Origin of the sequence: Microbispora siamensis, from assembly GCF_016863095.1 — a bacterium.
GTDB lineage: Bacteria > Actinomycetota > Actinomycetes > Streptosporangiales > Streptosporangiaceae > Microbispora > Microbispora siamensis.
The window spans coordinates 237,733-252,727 of sequence record NZ_BOOF01000003.1 but is presented as its reverse complement, the minus strand read 5'-3'; the positions used below and the strand labels follow the sequence as shown (position 1 = coordinate 252,727).

The 14,995-nt window shown below is 70.8% G+C and carries 15 protein-coding genes; 9 read left to right on the top strand and 6 right to left on the bottom strand.

The annotated features are described in order from the left end of the window. Positions 1 to 31 precede the first annotated feature (31 nt). The 5 genes from Msi02_RS04230 (at position 32) to Msi02_RS04210 (ending at position 3,121) form a co-directional block, all read left to right on the top strand. Entirely contained in the window at positions 32 to 226 is a 195-nt protein-coding gene (locus tag Msi02_RS04230) for a DUF3046 domain-containing protein (protein WP_079312006.1), read from the top strand. A gap of 205 nt (positions 227 to 431) precedes the next feature. Beyond that, positions 432 to 863, top strand: coding sequence for a hypothetical protein (locus Msi02_RS04225; protein ID WP_204047140.1), 432 nt, complete (start codon positions 432 to 434; stop codon positions 861 to 863). Further along, a complete protein-coding gene (locus tag Msi02_RS04220) occupies positions 860 to 1,168 on the top strand; it encodes a winged helix-turn-helix domain-containing protein (protein ID WP_079312010.1) in 309 nt (102 codons plus the stop codon). The genes Msi02_RS04225 and Msi02_RS04220 overlap by 4 nt, the downstream gene beginning before the upstream one ends. Next, on the top strand, positions 1,161 to 2,039 hold the full coding sequence (locus Msi02_RS04215) for an ABC transporter ATP-binding protein (RefSeq protein ID WP_204047139.1): 879 nt from the start codon (positions 1,161 to 1,163) through the stop codon (positions 2,037 to 2,039). Before Msi02_RS04220 ends, Msi02_RS04215 begins: the two co-directional genes overlap by 8 nt. Further along, positions 2,036 to 3,121: an ABC transporter permease gene (locus tag Msi02_RS04210; protein WP_204047138.1), complete on the top strand. Its 1,086-nt coding sequence runs from the start codon at positions 2,036 to 2,038 to the stop codon at positions 3,119 to 3,121. Before Msi02_RS04215 ends, Msi02_RS04210 begins: the two co-directional genes overlap by 4 nt. Before the next feature lie 25 nt (positions 3,122 to 3,146). On the opposite strand, the gene Msi02_RS04205 is transcribed toward Msi02_RS04210, so the two are convergent. After that, positions 3,147 to 3,422: a hypothetical protein gene (locus Msi02_RS04205; RefSeq protein WP_079312016.1), complete on the bottom strand. Its 276-nt coding sequence runs from the start codon at positions 3,420 to 3,422 to the stop codon at positions 3,147 to 3,149. 329 nt (positions 3,423 to 3,751) lie between these two features. Here Msi02_RS04205 and recA point away from each other — a divergent pair, with 329 nt between their 5' ends. From recA to rny, 3 genes are all read left to right on the top strand, one after another. Then, a complete protein-coding gene (gene recA / locus Msi02_RS04200; RefSeq protein WP_030506474.1) occupies positions 3,752 to 4,852 on the top strand; it encodes a recombinase RecA in 1,101 nt (366 codons plus the stop codon). 407 nt (positions 4,853 to 5,259) lie between these two features. Then, the gene (recX, locus tag Msi02_RS42975; protein WP_373308246.1) at positions 5,260 to 5,865 is read left to right on the top strand and encodes a recombination regulator RecX; all 606 of its coding nucleotides are present in this window, start codon (positions 5,260 to 5,262) and stop codon (positions 5,863 to 5,865) included. Positions 5,866 to 6,145: 280 nt separating this feature from the next. Then, complete coding sequence (gene rny / locus Msi02_RS04190) at positions 6,146 to 7,768, top strand: ribonuclease Y (RefSeq protein ID WP_079312020.1); 1,623 nt, start codon at positions 6,146 to 6,148, stop codon at positions 7,766 to 7,768. Positions 7,769 to 7,896: 128 nt separating this feature from the next. On the opposite strand, the gene Msi02_RS04185 is transcribed toward rny, so the two are convergent. Then, positions 7,897 to 9,612: an LVIVD repeat-containing protein gene (locus tag Msi02_RS04185; RefSeq protein WP_204047136.1), complete on the bottom strand. Its 1,716-nt coding sequence runs from the start codon at positions 9,610 to 9,612 to the stop codon at positions 7,897 to 7,899. A gap of 285 nt (positions 9,613 to 9,897) precedes the next feature. On the opposite strand from Msi02_RS04185, the gene Msi02_RS04180 reads away from it, so the two are divergent. After that, on the top strand, positions 9,898 to 10,557 hold the full coding sequence (locus tag Msi02_RS04180) for a DUF305 domain-containing protein (protein ID WP_204047135.1): 660 nt from the start codon (positions 9,898 to 9,900) through the stop codon (positions 10,555 to 10,557). A 10-nt stretch (positions 10,558 to 10,567) separates the two neighbouring features. On the opposite strand, the gene Msi02_RS04175 is transcribed toward Msi02_RS04180, so the two are convergent. The 4 genes from Msi02_RS04175 to Msi02_RS04160 all read right to left on the bottom strand — a co-directional run bounded on the left by Msi02_RS04175 (position 10,568) and on the right by Msi02_RS04160 (position 14,970). Further along, positions 10,568 to 12,553 (bottom strand): S9 family peptidase, encoded by a 1,986-nt coding sequence (locus tag Msi02_RS04175; protein WP_204047134.1) that lies wholly within the window; start codon positions 12,551 to 12,553, stop codon positions 10,568 to 10,570. Between the two features lie 53 nt (positions 12,554 to 12,606). After that, the gene (locus tag Msi02_RS04170) at positions 12,607 to 13,344 is read right to left on the bottom strand and encodes a transporter substrate-binding domain-containing protein (protein ID WP_204047133.1); all 738 of its coding nucleotides are present in this window, start codon (positions 13,342 to 13,344) and stop codon (positions 12,607 to 12,609) included. Positions 13,345 to 13,423: 79 nt separating this feature from the next. Then, the gene (locus Msi02_RS04165; RefSeq protein ID WP_079312028.1) at positions 13,424 to 14,302 is read right to left on the bottom strand and encodes an amino acid ABC transporter permease; all 879 of its coding nucleotides are present in this window, start codon (positions 14,300 to 14,302) and stop codon (positions 13,424 to 13,426) included. Then, positions 14,299 to 14,970 carry an amino acid ABC transporter permease gene (locus tag Msi02_RS04160; RefSeq protein WP_079312030.1) on the bottom strand — a complete coding sequence of 224 codons (672 nt, stop codon included), beginning with the start codon at positions 14,968 to 14,970 and terminating at the stop codon, positions 14,299 to 14,301. The genes Msi02_RS04165 and Msi02_RS04160 overlap by 4 nt, the downstream gene beginning before the upstream one ends. Between the last annotated feature and the right edge of the window lie 25 nt (positions 14,971 to 14,995).

Here is a 14,995-nt window from a genome sequence, read left to right as displayed (position 1 = left end):
GTCATCCGGGCCGCGGCGTCATACTGAACGCATGCGCCTCACAGACTTCTGGAACAGGATGCGCCGCCACTTCGGGGAGGCGTACGCGGAGTCGTGGGCGAAGGACTACGTGATCGCCGGGCTCGGCGGGCGCACGGTCGAGCAGGCCCTCTCCGAGGGCGTGGCGGCCAAGCAGGTCTGGCAGGCCGTCTGCCAGGAGGTCGACGTGGACCCCAAGCTGCGCTGAAACCCCCCTCCCGCCTGCCGGCAGAGCGCGCCGGCGGCCACCGCTCGGCGGCGCTCCCCGCCGGCTCCACCCCGTGACCGCGGCGGTGTGATCCCGTCACGTGTCATTCGTCCAATTACTCATGCCCTCCGTCGTCTACGGCGACCACTTGAACACCGGTTGAGTGCTTGCTAGCGTGTTTAGCGGATGAACACGGAGGAAGCGCATGAGCGGAGACCACTTCACTCCCGATGAGGCTCTCCAGGAGATCGGGCGCGTGGGACGGCGGGTCCGGCACTCCTCGCGCGGGCCCGGACGGGCGTACCTGTTCGTGGGACTGGCCACGATGGTCTACTGGCCGGCGATTTTCCTCGGCGGCCACCCCTTGCCGTTGATCGCCGGGCTCGGATGGGTCGTCCTGACGGTCGCCCTGTGCGTGTACTGGGCCCGGCTGCGGGTTCACGATCGGCTGATGAAGCGGATCAACGGGCCGGTCTCGGTCGCGTACGTGATGACGATGGCGGTGCCGTTCGTCGTCGGCGTCTGGCTGCTGCCCGACCGGCCCGCGGCGGGCTGGACGGCGGCGTTCGCCGCGCTGTCGGTGCTCGCCGGGCTGCCCCTGGTGTACGGCGGGCTCCGCGTGATGAGGAACCGATGACGGCCCATCCGCGCCACGAGCTCGACGAGATCATCCACGCGCCGGTGCGGCTGTCGATCATGGCGGCCCTGGCCGCGGCGGACAAGGCCGACTTCCGCTTCCTCCGCGACACCATCGAGGTCAGCGACTCGCTGCTCAGCAAGCACATCCTGACGCTCGAACAGGCCGGTTACGTCCGGGTGGAGAAGACCTTCGTCGGCAAGCGCGCGCGCACCTGGCTCTCGCTGACCGATGGGGGACGTACGGCCTTCGAGACATACATGGACGTTCTACGACGAATTGTGGAGGCAGCCCCCCGTGCTTGAGATCGACGGCCTGCGCAAACGCTATGGAGACAAGACCGCCCTCGACGGGGTGGGCTTCACCGTACGGCCGGGCGAGATGTTCGGGTTCGTCGGCGCCAACGGCGCGGGCAAGACGACGACGATGCGGATCGTCATGGGCGTGCTCGACGCCGACTCCGGCCAGGTGCGCCTCGACGGGCGCCCGGTGACGTACGACGACCGCCGCACGTTCGGCTACATGCCGGAGGAGCGCGGCCTCTACCAGAAGATGAAGGTCGCCGAGCAGATCGAATACTTCGGCAGACTCCACGGGCTCGCCCCGGCCGCCGCGCGCTCGGCCACCGCCGCCCTGGTCGAACGGCTCGGCCTGGTCGAGCGGCGCGACGACGCCGTGGAGGCGCTGTCGCTCGGCAACCAGCAGCGGGTGCAGCTCGCGGTCGCGCTCGTCCACGAGCCGGCGGTGCTGATCCTCGACGAGCCGTTCTCGGGCCTCGACCCGCTGGCGGTCGACGCGCTCGCGGAGGTGCTCAAGGACCGCGCCGCCGCGGGCGTGCCGGTGATCTTCTCCAGCCACCAGCTCGACCTGGTCGAACGGCTCTGCGACTCGGTGGGCATCATCTCGGCGGGCCGCATGGTGGCGTACGGGCCGGTCGGCGAGCTGCGCGAGCGGGAGGGCCGCGGGGTGCTGCGGGTCGTGGTCAGGGACGCCGCGCCCGGCTGGGCCGACGGCCTGCCCGGCGAGCTGACCCGCGAGGGCGACCGCGACGTCCTGCTGTGCGAGGAGGGCGACGACCAGGACATCCTGCGTACGGCGATCGGGGCGGGCAGGGTGGAGCACTTCGGCCGCAGGCAGCCGACGCTGGCCGAGATCTTCAGGGAGGCGGTGGCATGAACGGCCTGTGGCTGGTGGCCCAGCGGGAGATCCGCACGCGCGTCAGGACGAAGTCGTACCTGATCAGTCTGGCGGTCAGCGCCGTCCTGGTGGCCGCGCTGGCGTTCCTGCCCAAGGTCCTCGGCGGCGACGACACCTACAACGTGGGCGTCGTGGGCCAGGCGCCCCCGCCCGCGGCCCAGCTCGCGTACTCCCGGTGGCCGGACGAGGCGGCCGCGCGGAAGGCCGTGATCGACGGGGACCTCGACGCGGCCCTGATCAACGGGGACAAGGTTCTCGCGAACGGCGAACTCGACCAGCGGCTCGGGCTGGTCCTGGAGAGCGCCCACCGCGACGCCCAGATCAAGGCGGCCGGCCTCACCATCACGCCGCTGACGGTGGAGTCGGTCGGCGCGGACGCCCGCTACCAGGGCGTGCGCACCGGCATCGCCACGCTGATCGTGATGGTGCTGTTCTTCCTGCTCATCTACTCCTCGATGTTCGTCGCCATGGGCGTGGTGGAGGAGAAGGGCAGCCGCATCGTGGAGATCCTGCTCACCTCGGTGCGCCCCTGGCAGCTCCTCGGCGGCAAGATCGTCGGGCTGGGCTCGCTGGGGCTGGTCAACCTCGTCGTGGTCATCGCCGCAGGTCTGGCGGCGTCGTTCGCGACCGGCTTCACGGCCGACCTGCCGCCCGGAATGGGGGGAATCGTGGTCAGCGCGGTCGTCTGGTTCGTGCTGGGCTACGCCTTCTTCTCGGCGCTCGCCGCGGCCTTCGGTTCCCTGGTGTCGCGGCAGGAGGAGCTCAACACCGTCCTGACGCCGATGACCATGCTCATGATGCTCACCTACCTGACGGCCTACTTCGCCGCCGTCGAGCCGACGGGCACGGTCGCGCGCGTGCTGTCGTTCGTGCCGCCGTTCTCCTCGATGGTCATGCCCGTGCGTACGGCCGCCGTCGACGTGCCGCTGGGGGAGATCCTCATCGCCGGGGCTCTCATGGTCGTGGCCGTGGTGGCCGTCCTGCTGGGCGCGGCCCGCGTGTACCGGAGGGCGGTGCTCCGCACCGGCGCGCGGGTCAAGCTGGGCGAGGTCGTCCGCTGACGGGGGCGGGGCGCGACCGTGAGGATCAGGGGTGCCGGGAGAGCGTCCGATGGATCAGTTCGGCCGCACGGCCGGGGTCGTCGGCGCTCTCCTGGCCGCCCGGCGCCCACAGGAACATCCAGCCTTCCTTGGCGGGCGTCGCGAAGACGATCGTCTGCCTGCCGGTGCCCGGGTGCCAGACGGACAGGACCGGGTCGTCCGTGCCGAGCAGCCGTGCGGAGAGACCATGCTCGGGGAGCCGCGCCGCGAGCGCCTCAAGGCGGGCCAGGCGCTGTCCGCTGTAGTCGCCGGTGCCCGTCACGTGGCCCCTCCAGCGGGGAGATCCAGCTTTGCTACAAGGATCGTCCCAGGTCAGAGCGGTGGCAACCATGGCAGAGTAACGCCCGGGAATGTAACGGCGCGGTTGGGACGCCGTTCGTTCGCGGGCTCGTCGGCGGTTCCGGCATGTGATCGAACAGTCGTTCGGCTATATTGGACTGGTCGCCGCCGGGGTGCGCGCCGTCAGGTCGCCGGCGCGACAGGCTCCCGGCCCGCCTTCCGGGGCGGACTGCGGGAAGCTCCGGAAAATGTCGGTGGCACCCCGTAGCTTTTCGGTGACCGAGCAGACGACCACCCTTCAGGGGGCACCCAATGGCAATCAACGACCGCGAGAAGGCCCTTGAGACCGCCCTCGCGCAGATCGAGCGGCAGTTCGGCAAGGGCAGCGTCATGCGCCTCGGAGACGACGCGCGTGCCCCGATCGAGGTCATCCCCACCGGTTCGATCGCTCTCGATGTCGCCCTCGGCATCGGCGGCTATCCCCGCGGCAGGATCGTCGAGGTGTACGGCCCCGAGTCCTCCGGTAAGACGACGGTCGCCCTGCACGCCGTGGCCAACGCCCAGAAGGGCGGCGGCATCGCCGCGTTCATCGACGCCGAGCACGCCCTCGACCCCGAGTACGCCAAGAAGCTGGGCGTCGACGTCGACGCGTTGCTCGTCTCCCAGCCGGACACCGGTGAGCAGGCGCTGGAGATCGCGGACATGCTGATCCGCTCCGGCGCCGTCGACATCATCGTGATCGACTCGGTGGCGGCCCTCGTGCCGAAGGCAGAGATCGAGGGCGAGATGGGCGACAGCCACGTCGGTCTCCAGGCCCGCCTCATGTCGCAGGCCCTGCGCAAGATCGCCGGCGCGCTGAACCAGACCCGGACCACCGCCATCTTCATCAACCAGCTCCGCGAGAAGATCGGCGTCATGTTCGGAAGCCCCGAGACCACCACGGGTGGCAAGGCGCTGAAGTTCTACGCGTCGGTGCGGCTGGACGCGCGCAGGATCGAGACGCTCAAGGACGGCACCGAGCCGGTCGGCAATCGGACCCGGGTGAAGGTCGTCAAGAACAAGATGGCCCCGCCCTTCCGCCAGGCCGACTTCGACATCCTGTACGGCATCGGCATCTCCCGCGAGGGCGGGCTGATCGACATGGGCGTCGAGCACGGGTTCGTGCGCAAGGCCGGTGCCTGGTACACGTACGAGGGCGACCAGCTCGGGCAGGGCAAGGAGAACGCCCGCAACTTCCTCAAGAACAACCCCGACATCGCCAACGAGATCGAGAAGAAGATCAAGGAGAAGCTCGGTGTCGGGCCGCGGCTCGACTCGCCGAGCGAGCCCCCCGCCGCTCCGGCGGCGCCGCCCGCCCCCACGTCCGGCCGGGGCAGCAAGGCGGCCAGTGCGCCCAAGCCGGGTGACGTCTGAGCGCAGGCATGAGGCGCGAGGAGGCCCCCGGCCCGGACGACGAGATCGGGCCGGGGGACTGGAACTCGGGACCCTGGGGGCCGGCCGAAGAGCCGCACGGGCGGGCTGAGGACGCGTCTGCGACGATCGCCGCCCTGCGCGAGGAGATTCGGCGCGCGGAGACCGGGCGTGCGGAGGCTGGGAGTGCGGAAGCCGGTCAGGAGGCCGGCCGGGCCGGACGCCGGCGCCAGGGGCGTGGCAGCCGCAGAGGAGAACGGGCACGCCTGCGAGAACAGGAAGCTCCGGGAGACCAGGCAGGGCTGGGAGACCAGGCATGGCTGGGGGAACCGGGGGCTCTGGCAGATCGGGCATGGCTGGGGGAACCGGGGGCTCTGGGAGACCGGGCGGGACTACGGGAACCGGGATCTCTGGGGGAACGGAGAGCGCCGAGAGGCCGGGGAAAGCGTGAGCGCTCCGGCGGGTGGCTTCCCGACGGGCCGCAGGAGGGCACCGCGGCGAGCGAAGGACCTCCGGCCGACCCCGAGGCGGTGGCCAGAGCCATCTGCCTGCGGCTGCTGACGATGGCGCCCAAGACCAGGGCCCAGCTCGCGGACGCCCTGCGCAAGCGGGACGTGCCCGAGGAGGCGGCGAACGCCGTGCTGGAGCGGTTCTCCGAGGTCGGGCTCATCGACGACGAGGCCTTCGCCACCGCGTGGGTGAGCTCCCGGCACAGCGGTCGCGGGCTCGCCCGCCGCGCGCTCGCCCAGGAACTCCGGCAGCGCGGCGTGGCCGAGGAGACGGTCAAGGACGCCGTAGGGCGGCTCGATCCGGACGAGGAGGCCGAGACCGCGCGCAGGCTGGTGGACCGGAAGCTGGCCGCCACCCGCGGCGTGGAGCCGCAGGCACGGATGCGACGATTGGTCGGCATGCTGGCCCGCAAGGGCTACTCGCCGGGACTCGCCTTCCGTGTGGTCCGGGAGGCGATCGAGGCCGAAGGCAGTCCGTCAGATGGGCTTCCGGATACCTTCGAGTGAGCCATAGCACCACACAAAAGTCACTTGACAGGGCATCTTTGCTTGCTCGTTACCTCTCTGACGCTTAATCTCGACCGCAGTGAGGAGTTACTCCGCGCAGCGCGGATTGCCATAACGGTGTACCACGACGGACGAGAGACATTGACCGGCCTTCGGGCCATATCGGTCGCCCCTCGGGGCGTCCGGGCATTGCGACGATATTTGTCCTGGTGACGCCACCGGGCGCTGCCGTGCTGCGCGTGTGACCCCTGCCAAGAGTTGTCGTGAGGGGTGAGCGCGCATGGACACGATCGTGATCGTTCTTGCGGTTGCGGTGGTGCTGCTGGCTCTCGTGATGATCGCCGCCCTCGTCATAGTCATGCGCCGCACGGGTGTCGTCACACCGCCCGGCCCCTCGCCCGAGCAACTCGCCGAGGTGAAGGCCGAGGTCAACGAGGAACTCGAACGGGCCAGGCGCGAGGCCGAGGAGATCCGCACGAAGGCGGAGCGTGACGCGGGGGAGATTCTCAAGAAGTCGGAGGCACTCGCAGAGAGCGCTGCGCTGATGCGCAAGGAGGTCGAGGAGGAGGCGCGGATCCTCAAGACGGAGCTCAAGGAGCTGCGCTCCGACCTCGAACGGCGCGAGAACCGGCTGGCCGAGCGGGAGCAGCGGCTCGACGAGGAGGCGCGCAGGCAGACCGAGCGGGCCCGCAAGCTGGCCGAGACCGAGACCGAGCTGGCCGACCGCCGCGAGGAGCTGGAACGGGTGGCCGAGCGGCGGCAGGAGATCCTTGAGCGGGTCGCCGGCCTGACGGCCGAGCAGGCCAAGGCGGAGCTGGTCAAGGAGATCGAGAACCAGGCCAAGCGCGAGGCCGCGCTGATCGTCCGGGAGATCGAGAGTGAGGCCCGGAAGGAGGGCGAGAAACGCGCCTGCAAGATCGTGACGCTGGCCGTGCAACGGGTCGCCACCGAGCAGACGGCCGAGTCGGTGGTGAGCGTCCTCCACCTGCCCGGCGACGAGATGAAGGGCCGCATCATCGGCCGCGAGGGCCGCAACATCAGGGCCTTCGAGTCCACGACCGGGGTCAACCTGATCATCGACGACACGCCGGAGGCGGTGCTGTTGTCGTGTTTCGACCCGGTCCGGCGGGAGACGGCCAGACTGACGCTGGAGAAGCTCGTGCTCGACGGCCGGATCCACCCCCAGCGCATCGAGGAGGCGTACGAGCGCAGCAAGGCCGAGGTGCGGGACCTGTGCGTGCGGGCGGGAGAGGACGCGCTGGTCGAGCTGGGCATCACCGAGATGCACCCCGAGCTGGTCACCCTGCTGGGCCAGCTCCGCTACCGCACCTCCTACGGCCAGAACGTGCTCAAGCACCTGATCGAGTCGGCGCACATCGCCGGGATCATGGCCGCCGAGCTGCGGCTCGACCGTGACCTCGTCAAGCGCTGCGCGCTTCTGCACGACATCGGCAAGGCGCTCACCCACGAGGTCGAGGGCAGTCACGCGATGATCGGCGCGGAGATCGCCCGGCGGTACGGCGAGCACGAGGACGTCGTCCACGCCATCGAGGCGCACCACAACGAGGTGGAGGTCAGGACCGTCGAGGCGGTGCTCACCCAGGCCGCGGACGCGATCAGCGGCAGCCGCCCCGGCGCCCGCCGCGAGTCCCTGGAGGCGTACGTCAAGCGGCTGGAGCGCCTGGAGGAGATCGCCCAGTCGTACGACGGTGTGGACAAGGTCTTCGCCATGCAGGCGGGCCGGGAGATCCGGGTCATGGTCAGGCCCGAGAACGTGGACGACATCCAGGCCCAGGTCATCGCCAGGGACGTCGCCAAGCAGGTCGAGGAGGAGCTGACCTACCCCGGCCAGATCCGGATCACCGTGGTCCGCGAGTCCCGCGCCACGGAATTCGCCCGTTAGAACCCCACCCCGCCGGTGCCCAAGACGGCGTCGCGTCGCATGCTCGCCAAGACCAAGGGCCCCCGCCCACTGGGCGGGGGCCCGGTTCGTGCGGGGGCGGCCCGGTGGGACGCCCCCTGATCACGCGCTCAGGCCTTCAGGCTGAGCGCGTCGGCGAGGTCGTTGAGCGCCTTCGCCAGCGTCGCCTGCGCGCCGACGGAGGTGTCGAGCTGGTGGGAGACGGCCCGAAGCTGCGCCACGGCGGCGTTCTTCTGCGGCCCGTCCGTGAACCGCTCGGCCCGGTCGACGAACTTCCGCACATTGTCGGCCACGTTCTTCTTCACGGTGCCGGTGCGCAGCGCCTGCGCGTAGTAGGCGCGCACCAGCGGGAAGCTCGCCGGCCACGTCACCCGGGGCTGGTGCTGGGTGTTGAACCGGTCGAAGGTGGCCGTGGCCGCCGCGTCGATCTCGGCCTGGTCCAGGTGCTCGCTCGGGGTCAGCGCGAACGCGTCGAACCCGCGGGCGATCTCGCTGCCGTAGACATGGCCGTTGTAGTAGTACGCGGACCAGAAACCACCCAGGAGCAGAGAGGCCGCGCTGACCGGACCCCGGTCGAAGTACGCGATCTCATGCGGGTTGGCCGAGTCGGTGAAGTCGAACACCGAGACACCGCCCTGATACCAGGCCTGGACCATGATGTCCCGGCCGGGCACGGGAACGAGCGACCCGTTGTGCGCGACGCAGTTCTCCTGGTTCGTCTGCGGCACCGGCAGCTTGTAGTAGCTGCGGAACTTCAGCTTGCCGTCGACGATGTCGAAGATGGCGTCCGCGCCCCACGACGGCTCGTCGGTGACCCGGCAACGCGCCCCGCTGCCGCCGCCCCACTCGTCGGTGAAGACGACCTTCGTCCCGTCGTTGTTGAACGTGGCCGAGTGCCAGTACGCGAAGTTCGGATCCGTCACCGCGTCGAGCCGCTTGGGGTTGGCCGGGTCGGAGATGTCGATCAGGATCCCGTTGCCCGCACACGCCCCGGCCGCGAGGCCGATCTCGGGGTAGGCCGTGATGTCGTGGCAGTGGGTGGTGACGGGCGACGGCGACCAGGCCGAGCCGGACGGGTGCCGCGGGGTCTGCGGGGTGTTCTGCAGACCGTTGATCGCCCCGGTCGCCGGATCGGTGAACAGGCGCGGCGTGGAGACGATCGCCGCGTTCTGCGGCGCCGCCACCGGCACCTTGATGACCTCGATGCGCCACTGGGCCGTGTTCGGGTCGGTCGCCGCGGTGTTGGCGCAGCCCGCGAGCTCGGAACCCGAGCGGATGCTCGCCGTGCCCTGGACGTAGACGTACACGTTGCCCGGGTCGTTCTTGCTGGTGACCAGGGTGTGCGTGTGCGAGCCGCGGCAGGTCTGGACGGCCGCCACCTGGACCGGCTTGCTGATGTCGCTGATGTCGAACACCCGGACGCCGCGGAAGCGGTCCGGGTTCACGCTGCCGCTCGCGCCCTGCGTGCCGCAGTCGATCCGGCCCCGGGTCTCCTCCACCGACATGAACAGCAGGTTGCCGTACACCGACAGGTCGCCCTGGCCGCCCGGGCACACCACGGAGGTGGTCAGGACCGGGTTCGAGGGCGTGGAGACGTCGTAGATGTTGAAACCGGTGTAGTTGCCGACGAACGCGTACTTGCCGCTGAACGCCATGTCCGAGTTCGCGTACGACGAGTTGCCCGGGCTCGAGGCCTGGTAGAAGCCCTCAGGCTTGTCCCGGTGGGCCAGCAGTTCCAGCCCCTGGCTCGCCTGCTGGGCATCCAGCCATCCGGCCCCCAGGCCGGCTCGTGGATCGGTGTCGCTCGCCATGGCTGTGGCGGGCATGACGCCCACCAGGGCCGCCCCAACGGCGACGACTCCGATCTTCCTTAATCCAGCACGCCCCCAACGTGCTGCCGCACGGCTGATTCTCAAGGGTCGCACCCCTCCTTTTCTGGTCTTGCCGGCGTGACCCATTGCGCGTGCGACAGATCCCGGGGCCCGGCCCAGCCCAAAAGATCTACGCGGCGTTTGGGGGACACTAACTGAATCTGGGGTGAATGTGCTATACCCCTACACATCCTCCGGTTTGGCCGGTATCCCCCAACCGCCAAAGAAGTGAGTGCAGGCATGATCTCCCCGTCCTCGTTCCGGCAGCTGCTCGTGCTCGTGCTCGCCGCCGCCTCGATCAGCGCCTGTACGGCCGAGACCCCCGAGCGGGCCAAGGTGAACGTCGTGCAGCCGGGCGCGCCGGGACAGGGCAGCAAGGTCCTGCCGGCTGACGAGGTGCCGAGCTCCGACGGCCGGGAGTACACCGACGCCGACGTGCGGTTCATGCAGGGGATGATCCGGCACCACTCCCAGGCCCTGCGGATGACCGCGCTCGTCGCCGGGCGCAGCGAGAGCAAGGACCTCCCGCGTTTCGCCAAGCGGATCGAGATCTCCCAGCAGGACGAGATCGACCAGATGGTGCGCTGGCTCAGGGCCCGGCTCCAGCAGGTGCCGAGCGTGGGCTCCGGCGCGGGGCACGACCACGGCGGCGGAGAGCTCATGCCCGGCATGCTCAGCGAGGAGCAGTTCGCCGAACTGGAGCAGGCCAAGGGGGCGCCGTTCGACCGGCTCTTCTACGAGTACATGATCCAGCACCACCTGGGAGCGCTGACCATGGTGGAGCGCCTCTTCGGCGACGGGGGAGGCGAGGAGTCAGAGATCAACCAGTTCGTCACCCATGTCGACGCCGACCAGCGCATCGAGATCGACCGGATGCGCACGCTTCTCGCCGAGGCGTGACCGGCCCCGCTCACCGGAAGATCTGCAGGTAGAACGACAGCTCGGCGGCGAGGGCCGCCGCCTTGGTCTCCAGCCGCCGGAACCCGTGGGCCTCGCCCTCGAACGTCAGAAAGGTGCAGGGCACGCCGCGCTCCATCAGGCGCTCGGCGAAGGCCTGCGACTGGGCCGGCGGCACGACCGGGTCGGCGAGCCCCTGCATGAGCAGCATGGGACAGTTCACCTGGCCGGCCCGGGCCAGCGGTTCACGCTCGCCGTACCGGTCCTCGGGACCGACCAGCCACTCCACGTAGCGCGACTCGAAGTCGTGGGTGGCCGCGACGAGGGGCCCGAGCGCACTGACGCCCGCCACCGCGACGCCGCCCGCGAAGACGTCCGAGGCGCCGCAGGCGGCCATGACCGTCCATCCGCCCGCGCTCGCCCCGCGTACGGCGATCCGGGCGGGGTCGGCGAGGCCCTCGGCGACCAGCCACTTCGCCGCGGCGACCACGTCCTCCACGTCGGTCACGCCCCACCGGCCGCGCAGGCGCTCCCGGTAGGCCCGGCCGTATCCGCTGGATCCGCCGTAGTTCACATCGATCACGCCGATGCCGCGGCTGGTGAAGAACGCCTTCTCCAGGCTGAGCTCGCTCGTCGCATGCCCGGTCGGCCCGCCGTGCACGAAGACGACGTACGGCGCGCCGCCCTCGTCCGCCTGCTCCGGCGGATACAGGTACGCGTGGACGCGCATGCCGGCCCCGGCCTCCGTAGCCCCGGACTCCGCGGCCTCGAACTCCACGACACGAGGCACCGGGAGGACGCGGGCGGGAACGTCGTCGATCTCCCGTCGCAGCTCCTCGGCGCGACCGGCACGATCGGCACGACCGGCGTCACCGTCGTGACCCGCGTCATCGGAGCCGTCACCGGAGCCGTCGGCGGCGTCGATCCGGACGACCGAACGCGGCGCGCCCGCCCGGTAGCCGAGGCCGACGAGCACGTCGCCGTCCGCGTCCAGCGCGGGCGCCCACCCCTGGAAAGGGACGTCGAGGTCGGTCAGCCTGCCCGTCTCCGGGTCGAGGACGCCCAGGCGCAGGTCGCCGCGCCCGTGCAGCACCGCGAGCCGCCCGTCGCCCAGCACGGCGTACGGCAGGCCGCCGAGCTGCCACAGCGGCCCGGCGAACTCCTCCTCCGCCGGGCAGAGGGCCTCGCACGGCGACCCGGAGATGTCGGCCCGGTAGAGGTTCCACCAGCCGGACCGGTCGGAGACCGCGTACAGGCGCCGCTCGTCGCACCACAGCGGCGCGAGGACCGACTCGGCCGGTCCGCCCATCACCGTCCACGTGGCGCCGTCGGACAGCCGCGTGACCCGTAGTTCGGTGCCGGTCCAGGGCATGTGCGGATGGTTCCAGCAGACGTAGGCGAGGTGCCGGCCGTCGGGGGACGGCGTGGGCGAGGCGTAGAAGTCGCTGCCGGTGACCACTTCGGCGACCTCGCCGGCCCCGGTCGGGTCCACGATCACGATCGAACGGGTGACCTTGGCGTCCTGGTGATGGCGTTCCCGTACGCACCACACCCGCGGGCCGCCCGCGCCGTCCTGGACCCGCAGGTCGGCGTAGCGCAGCGCGCCCGGCTCGCCGGGCTCCGGCGTGATCGGGCGGGGTGGCTCCGCGCCCAGGCCCGGCTCCCCGCCGGCGCGGGGGCGGGCCAGATAGAGCCGCTGGTCGGGGTGGTGCGCGAACACGATCCCGTGGCCGGGGACGACGACATAGGACCGCCCGCCGTACTCGTGGACGCGCGTACGGGCGTCCCAGGGCGCGGGAAGCAGGTCGGTGAGTGCGCCGTCGGCGGCCCGGTGGACGACCGTACGGCGGCCGCCCTCGGCGGGGCGGTCCTCCTCCCACCACGTCTCCGCGCCCAGCACGCTCGGGAAGCCGAGCCGCAGACCGGCGCGTGCCACGTCGGCGGTGGAGATGGGCGACGGCCGTGGCGAGAACGGCCTCGGGCCAGGCGTGGGGGGCATGACCGCATCCTGCCGGACGGGCCCGTCCCCGGGGGCGGGAATGCGGCAACGCATCAGTCGAGGGACGGGGGAGTGGTATAGCGGGTGGCGAGCGCGCCGAGCTGGTCGATGACCGTGCGCTTCCAGGTGCCGTCGTCGAACATCCGGCGCAGCGCCTCCTCGACCTGGTCGCGCAGCGCGGCCGTCCCGGTGGCGATGCCGTACTTCTCGGTGGCCAGAGACCTGCCGCTGAACCGGAACTTGCCGGGATACTGCGCCGACAGCCCGGCGAGCACGGGGGCGTCGGCCACGATCGCGTCGGTCCGGCCGGAGGCGAGCAGCGGCGCACAGGCCGCGGGCAGGTTCGCCTCGGCGAGGAAGAACCGCCGCCACCGGGTGCCGAACCTCTTCACGAGCGGCTCGGCGGACTCCCGGGTGGCGCAGACGCGCTTGCGGGCGAGGTCGCGCGGGCGGCGGATGGACAGGTCGCCGGTCCGGACGAGGACGTCGGTGCTGGTGACGAGGTAGGGGCCGGCGACGTACCGGGAGCCCGGCGGGCCGGTGGCGCCGACGACGAGATCGGCCCGCGTGGTGTCGAGCGTGTAGACGACCTGGTCGTCGCGGTAGCCGAGCGCCCTGGCGACGTACTGCGCGACCTCGATGTCGAAGCCGCTGTAGCGCCCGTCGGGGAGCCGGGTGACCAGGCCCGGCTGCCCGGGACGCACGGCGACGACCAGCGTGCCGTCGTTCCCGCATCCACCGGTCAGGAACGCGGCCGCCAGGACGCCGACCACGGCAACGCCACGCCACACGCGCTCAATATCGAGGTCGCGTGCGTCCCCTTGCCAGCAGCGACACGGCAAAGATCCCTTTGCCCGCGAGCCCTACGGGTCAGCGCATCAGCGCGACCTCGCCGCCCGCGGCCGCCTCGGCGGCGGCCGGGTCGGCCGCGACCTTGCGGCTGCGCCTGCTGCGCCGTTCCAGCCACGTGGCGAGGTAGCCCAGCGCCAGGTTGATCGCGATGTAGACCGCCGCGATGACGATGACCGACGGGATCAGGTTGGCGTAGTTGGCCGGCACCACGCGGGCGCCCGCGTTCAGCAGGTCGGCGTACGCCACGACGAACCCGAGCGCGGTGTCCTTGAGCAGCACCACGAGCTGGCTGACGATCGCGGGCATCATCGCGGTGACCGCCTGCGGCAGCAGGATCAGCCGCATCACCTGGTTCTTGCGCAGGCCGATGGCGGATCCCGCCTCGGCCTGGCCGCGCGGCACGGCGAGGATGCCCGCGCGCACGATCTCGGCCAGGACCGACCCGTTGTAGACCGTGAGGCCGAAGACCACGGCCGCGAACTCGGTGACGACCAGCCCGGCCAGGCTCCCGCCGTACTGGGCGAAGAAGATCAGCATGAGCACCGGGACCGCGCGGAAGGCCTCGACGACCACCGCGGCCGGGATTCGCACCCAGCGGTGGTCCGACAGGCGGGCGATGCCGAACACGGCCCCGAACAGCAGCGCGAGCACCGCGGCGACCGCGGCGGCGGCCAGCGTGTTGAGCAGGCCGGGCAGGATCAGCTCGGTCCAGGTGTCGGCGCGCAGGAACGGCTGCCACAGCTTGCCGTCCCACTGGCCCTTCTCGTCGAACTTGGTCCACACGAAGTACGCGACCAGCAGCAGGACGACGCCGAACGCGAGGGTCAGCGCGTTGTTGCGCAGGCGGGCGCGCGGGCCCGGGACGTCGTACAGGACGGTGGCGCCGCGCTCGGTCATCGGACCACCGCCAGGCGCCGCGCGAGGCGGCCGGACAGCAGGTTCATGGGCAGGGTCAGCACGACGAACCCGGCGGCGAAGCCGAGGAAGATGGGAATGATCGCGTCTCCGTGGGCGTCGAACAGGTTCTTCATCCGCAGCGCCGCCTCCATGACGCCGATCGCGGCCGCGACCGTCGTGTTCTTGACCAGCGCGTTCAGCAGGCTCCCGAGCGGCGCGATGACCGTGCGCACCGCCTGGGGGAGGATCACCAGGCGGAGCGTCTGCAGGAACGTCAGCCCGATCGCCCGGGCCGCCTCCGCCTGCCCGAGCGGCACGGTGTTGATCCCGGACCTGACGACCTCGCACACGAAGGCGGAGGTGTAGGCGGACAACCCGATGATCGACAGCCAGAAGCTGTTGAGCGACAGGTCGTCCCGGGAGAACTGGACGTTCATCACCGTGCCCAGGCCGAGACCGCAGAACACGATGATCAGTGTGAGGGGCGTGTTGCGCAGCACGTTGACGTACAGCGCGCCCGCCCCTCTCAGCACCGGCAGCGGACTGACGCGCATGGCCGCCAGCACGATCCCCCAGACCAGCGAGATCACCCCGCTGACCACCGTGAGCTTCACCGTCAGCCAGAACGCGCCGAGGATGACGGGAAGCTCGTCGACGACGGCCTCCACCGCCGGCCTCCTTCCAGTGCCGCTA

Excerpts from the sequence above, each read along its gene's own strand:
- Msi02_RS04220 (WP_079312010.1), top strand. The coding sequence starts at position 860 with ATGACGGCCCATCCGCGCCACGAGCTCGACGAGATCATCCACGCGCCG.
- recA (WP_030506474.1), top strand. The coding sequence starts at position 3,752 with ATGGCAATCAACGACCGCGAGAAGGCCCTTGAGACCGCCCTCGCGCAG.
- rny (WP_079312020.1), top strand. The coding sequence starts at position 6,146 with ATGGACACGATCGTGATCGTTCTTGCGGTTGCGGTGGTGCTGCTGGCT.
- Msi02_RS04175 (WP_204047134.1), bottom strand. The coding sequence starts at position 12,553 with ATGCCCCCCACGCCTGGCCCGAGGCCGTTCTCGCCACGGCCGTCGCCC.
- Msi02_RS04185 (WP_204047136.1), bottom strand. The coding sequence starts at position 9,612 with ATGCCCGCCACAGCCATGGCGAGCGACACCGATCCACGAGCCGGCCTG.
- Msi02_RS04210 (WP_204047138.1), top strand. The coding sequence starts at position 2,036 with ATGAACGGCCTGTGGCTGGTGGCCCAGCGGGAGATCCGCACGCGCGTC.
- Msi02_RS04230 (WP_079312006.1), top strand. The coding sequence starts at position 32 with ATGCGCCTCACAGACTTCTGGAACAGGATGCGCCGCCACTTCGGGGAG.
- Msi02_RS04180 (WP_204047135.1), top strand. The coding sequence starts at position 9,898 with ATGATCTCCCCGTCCTCGTTCCGGCAGCTGCTCGTGCTCGTGCTCGCC.
- Msi02_RS04225 (WP_204047140.1), top strand. The coding sequence starts at position 432 with ATGAGCGGAGACCACTTCACTCCCGATGAGGCTCTCCAGGAGATCGGG.
- Msi02_RS04165 (WP_079312028.1), bottom strand. The coding sequence starts at position 14,302 with ATGACCGAGCGCGGCGCCACCGTCCTGTACGACGTCCCGGGCCCGCGC.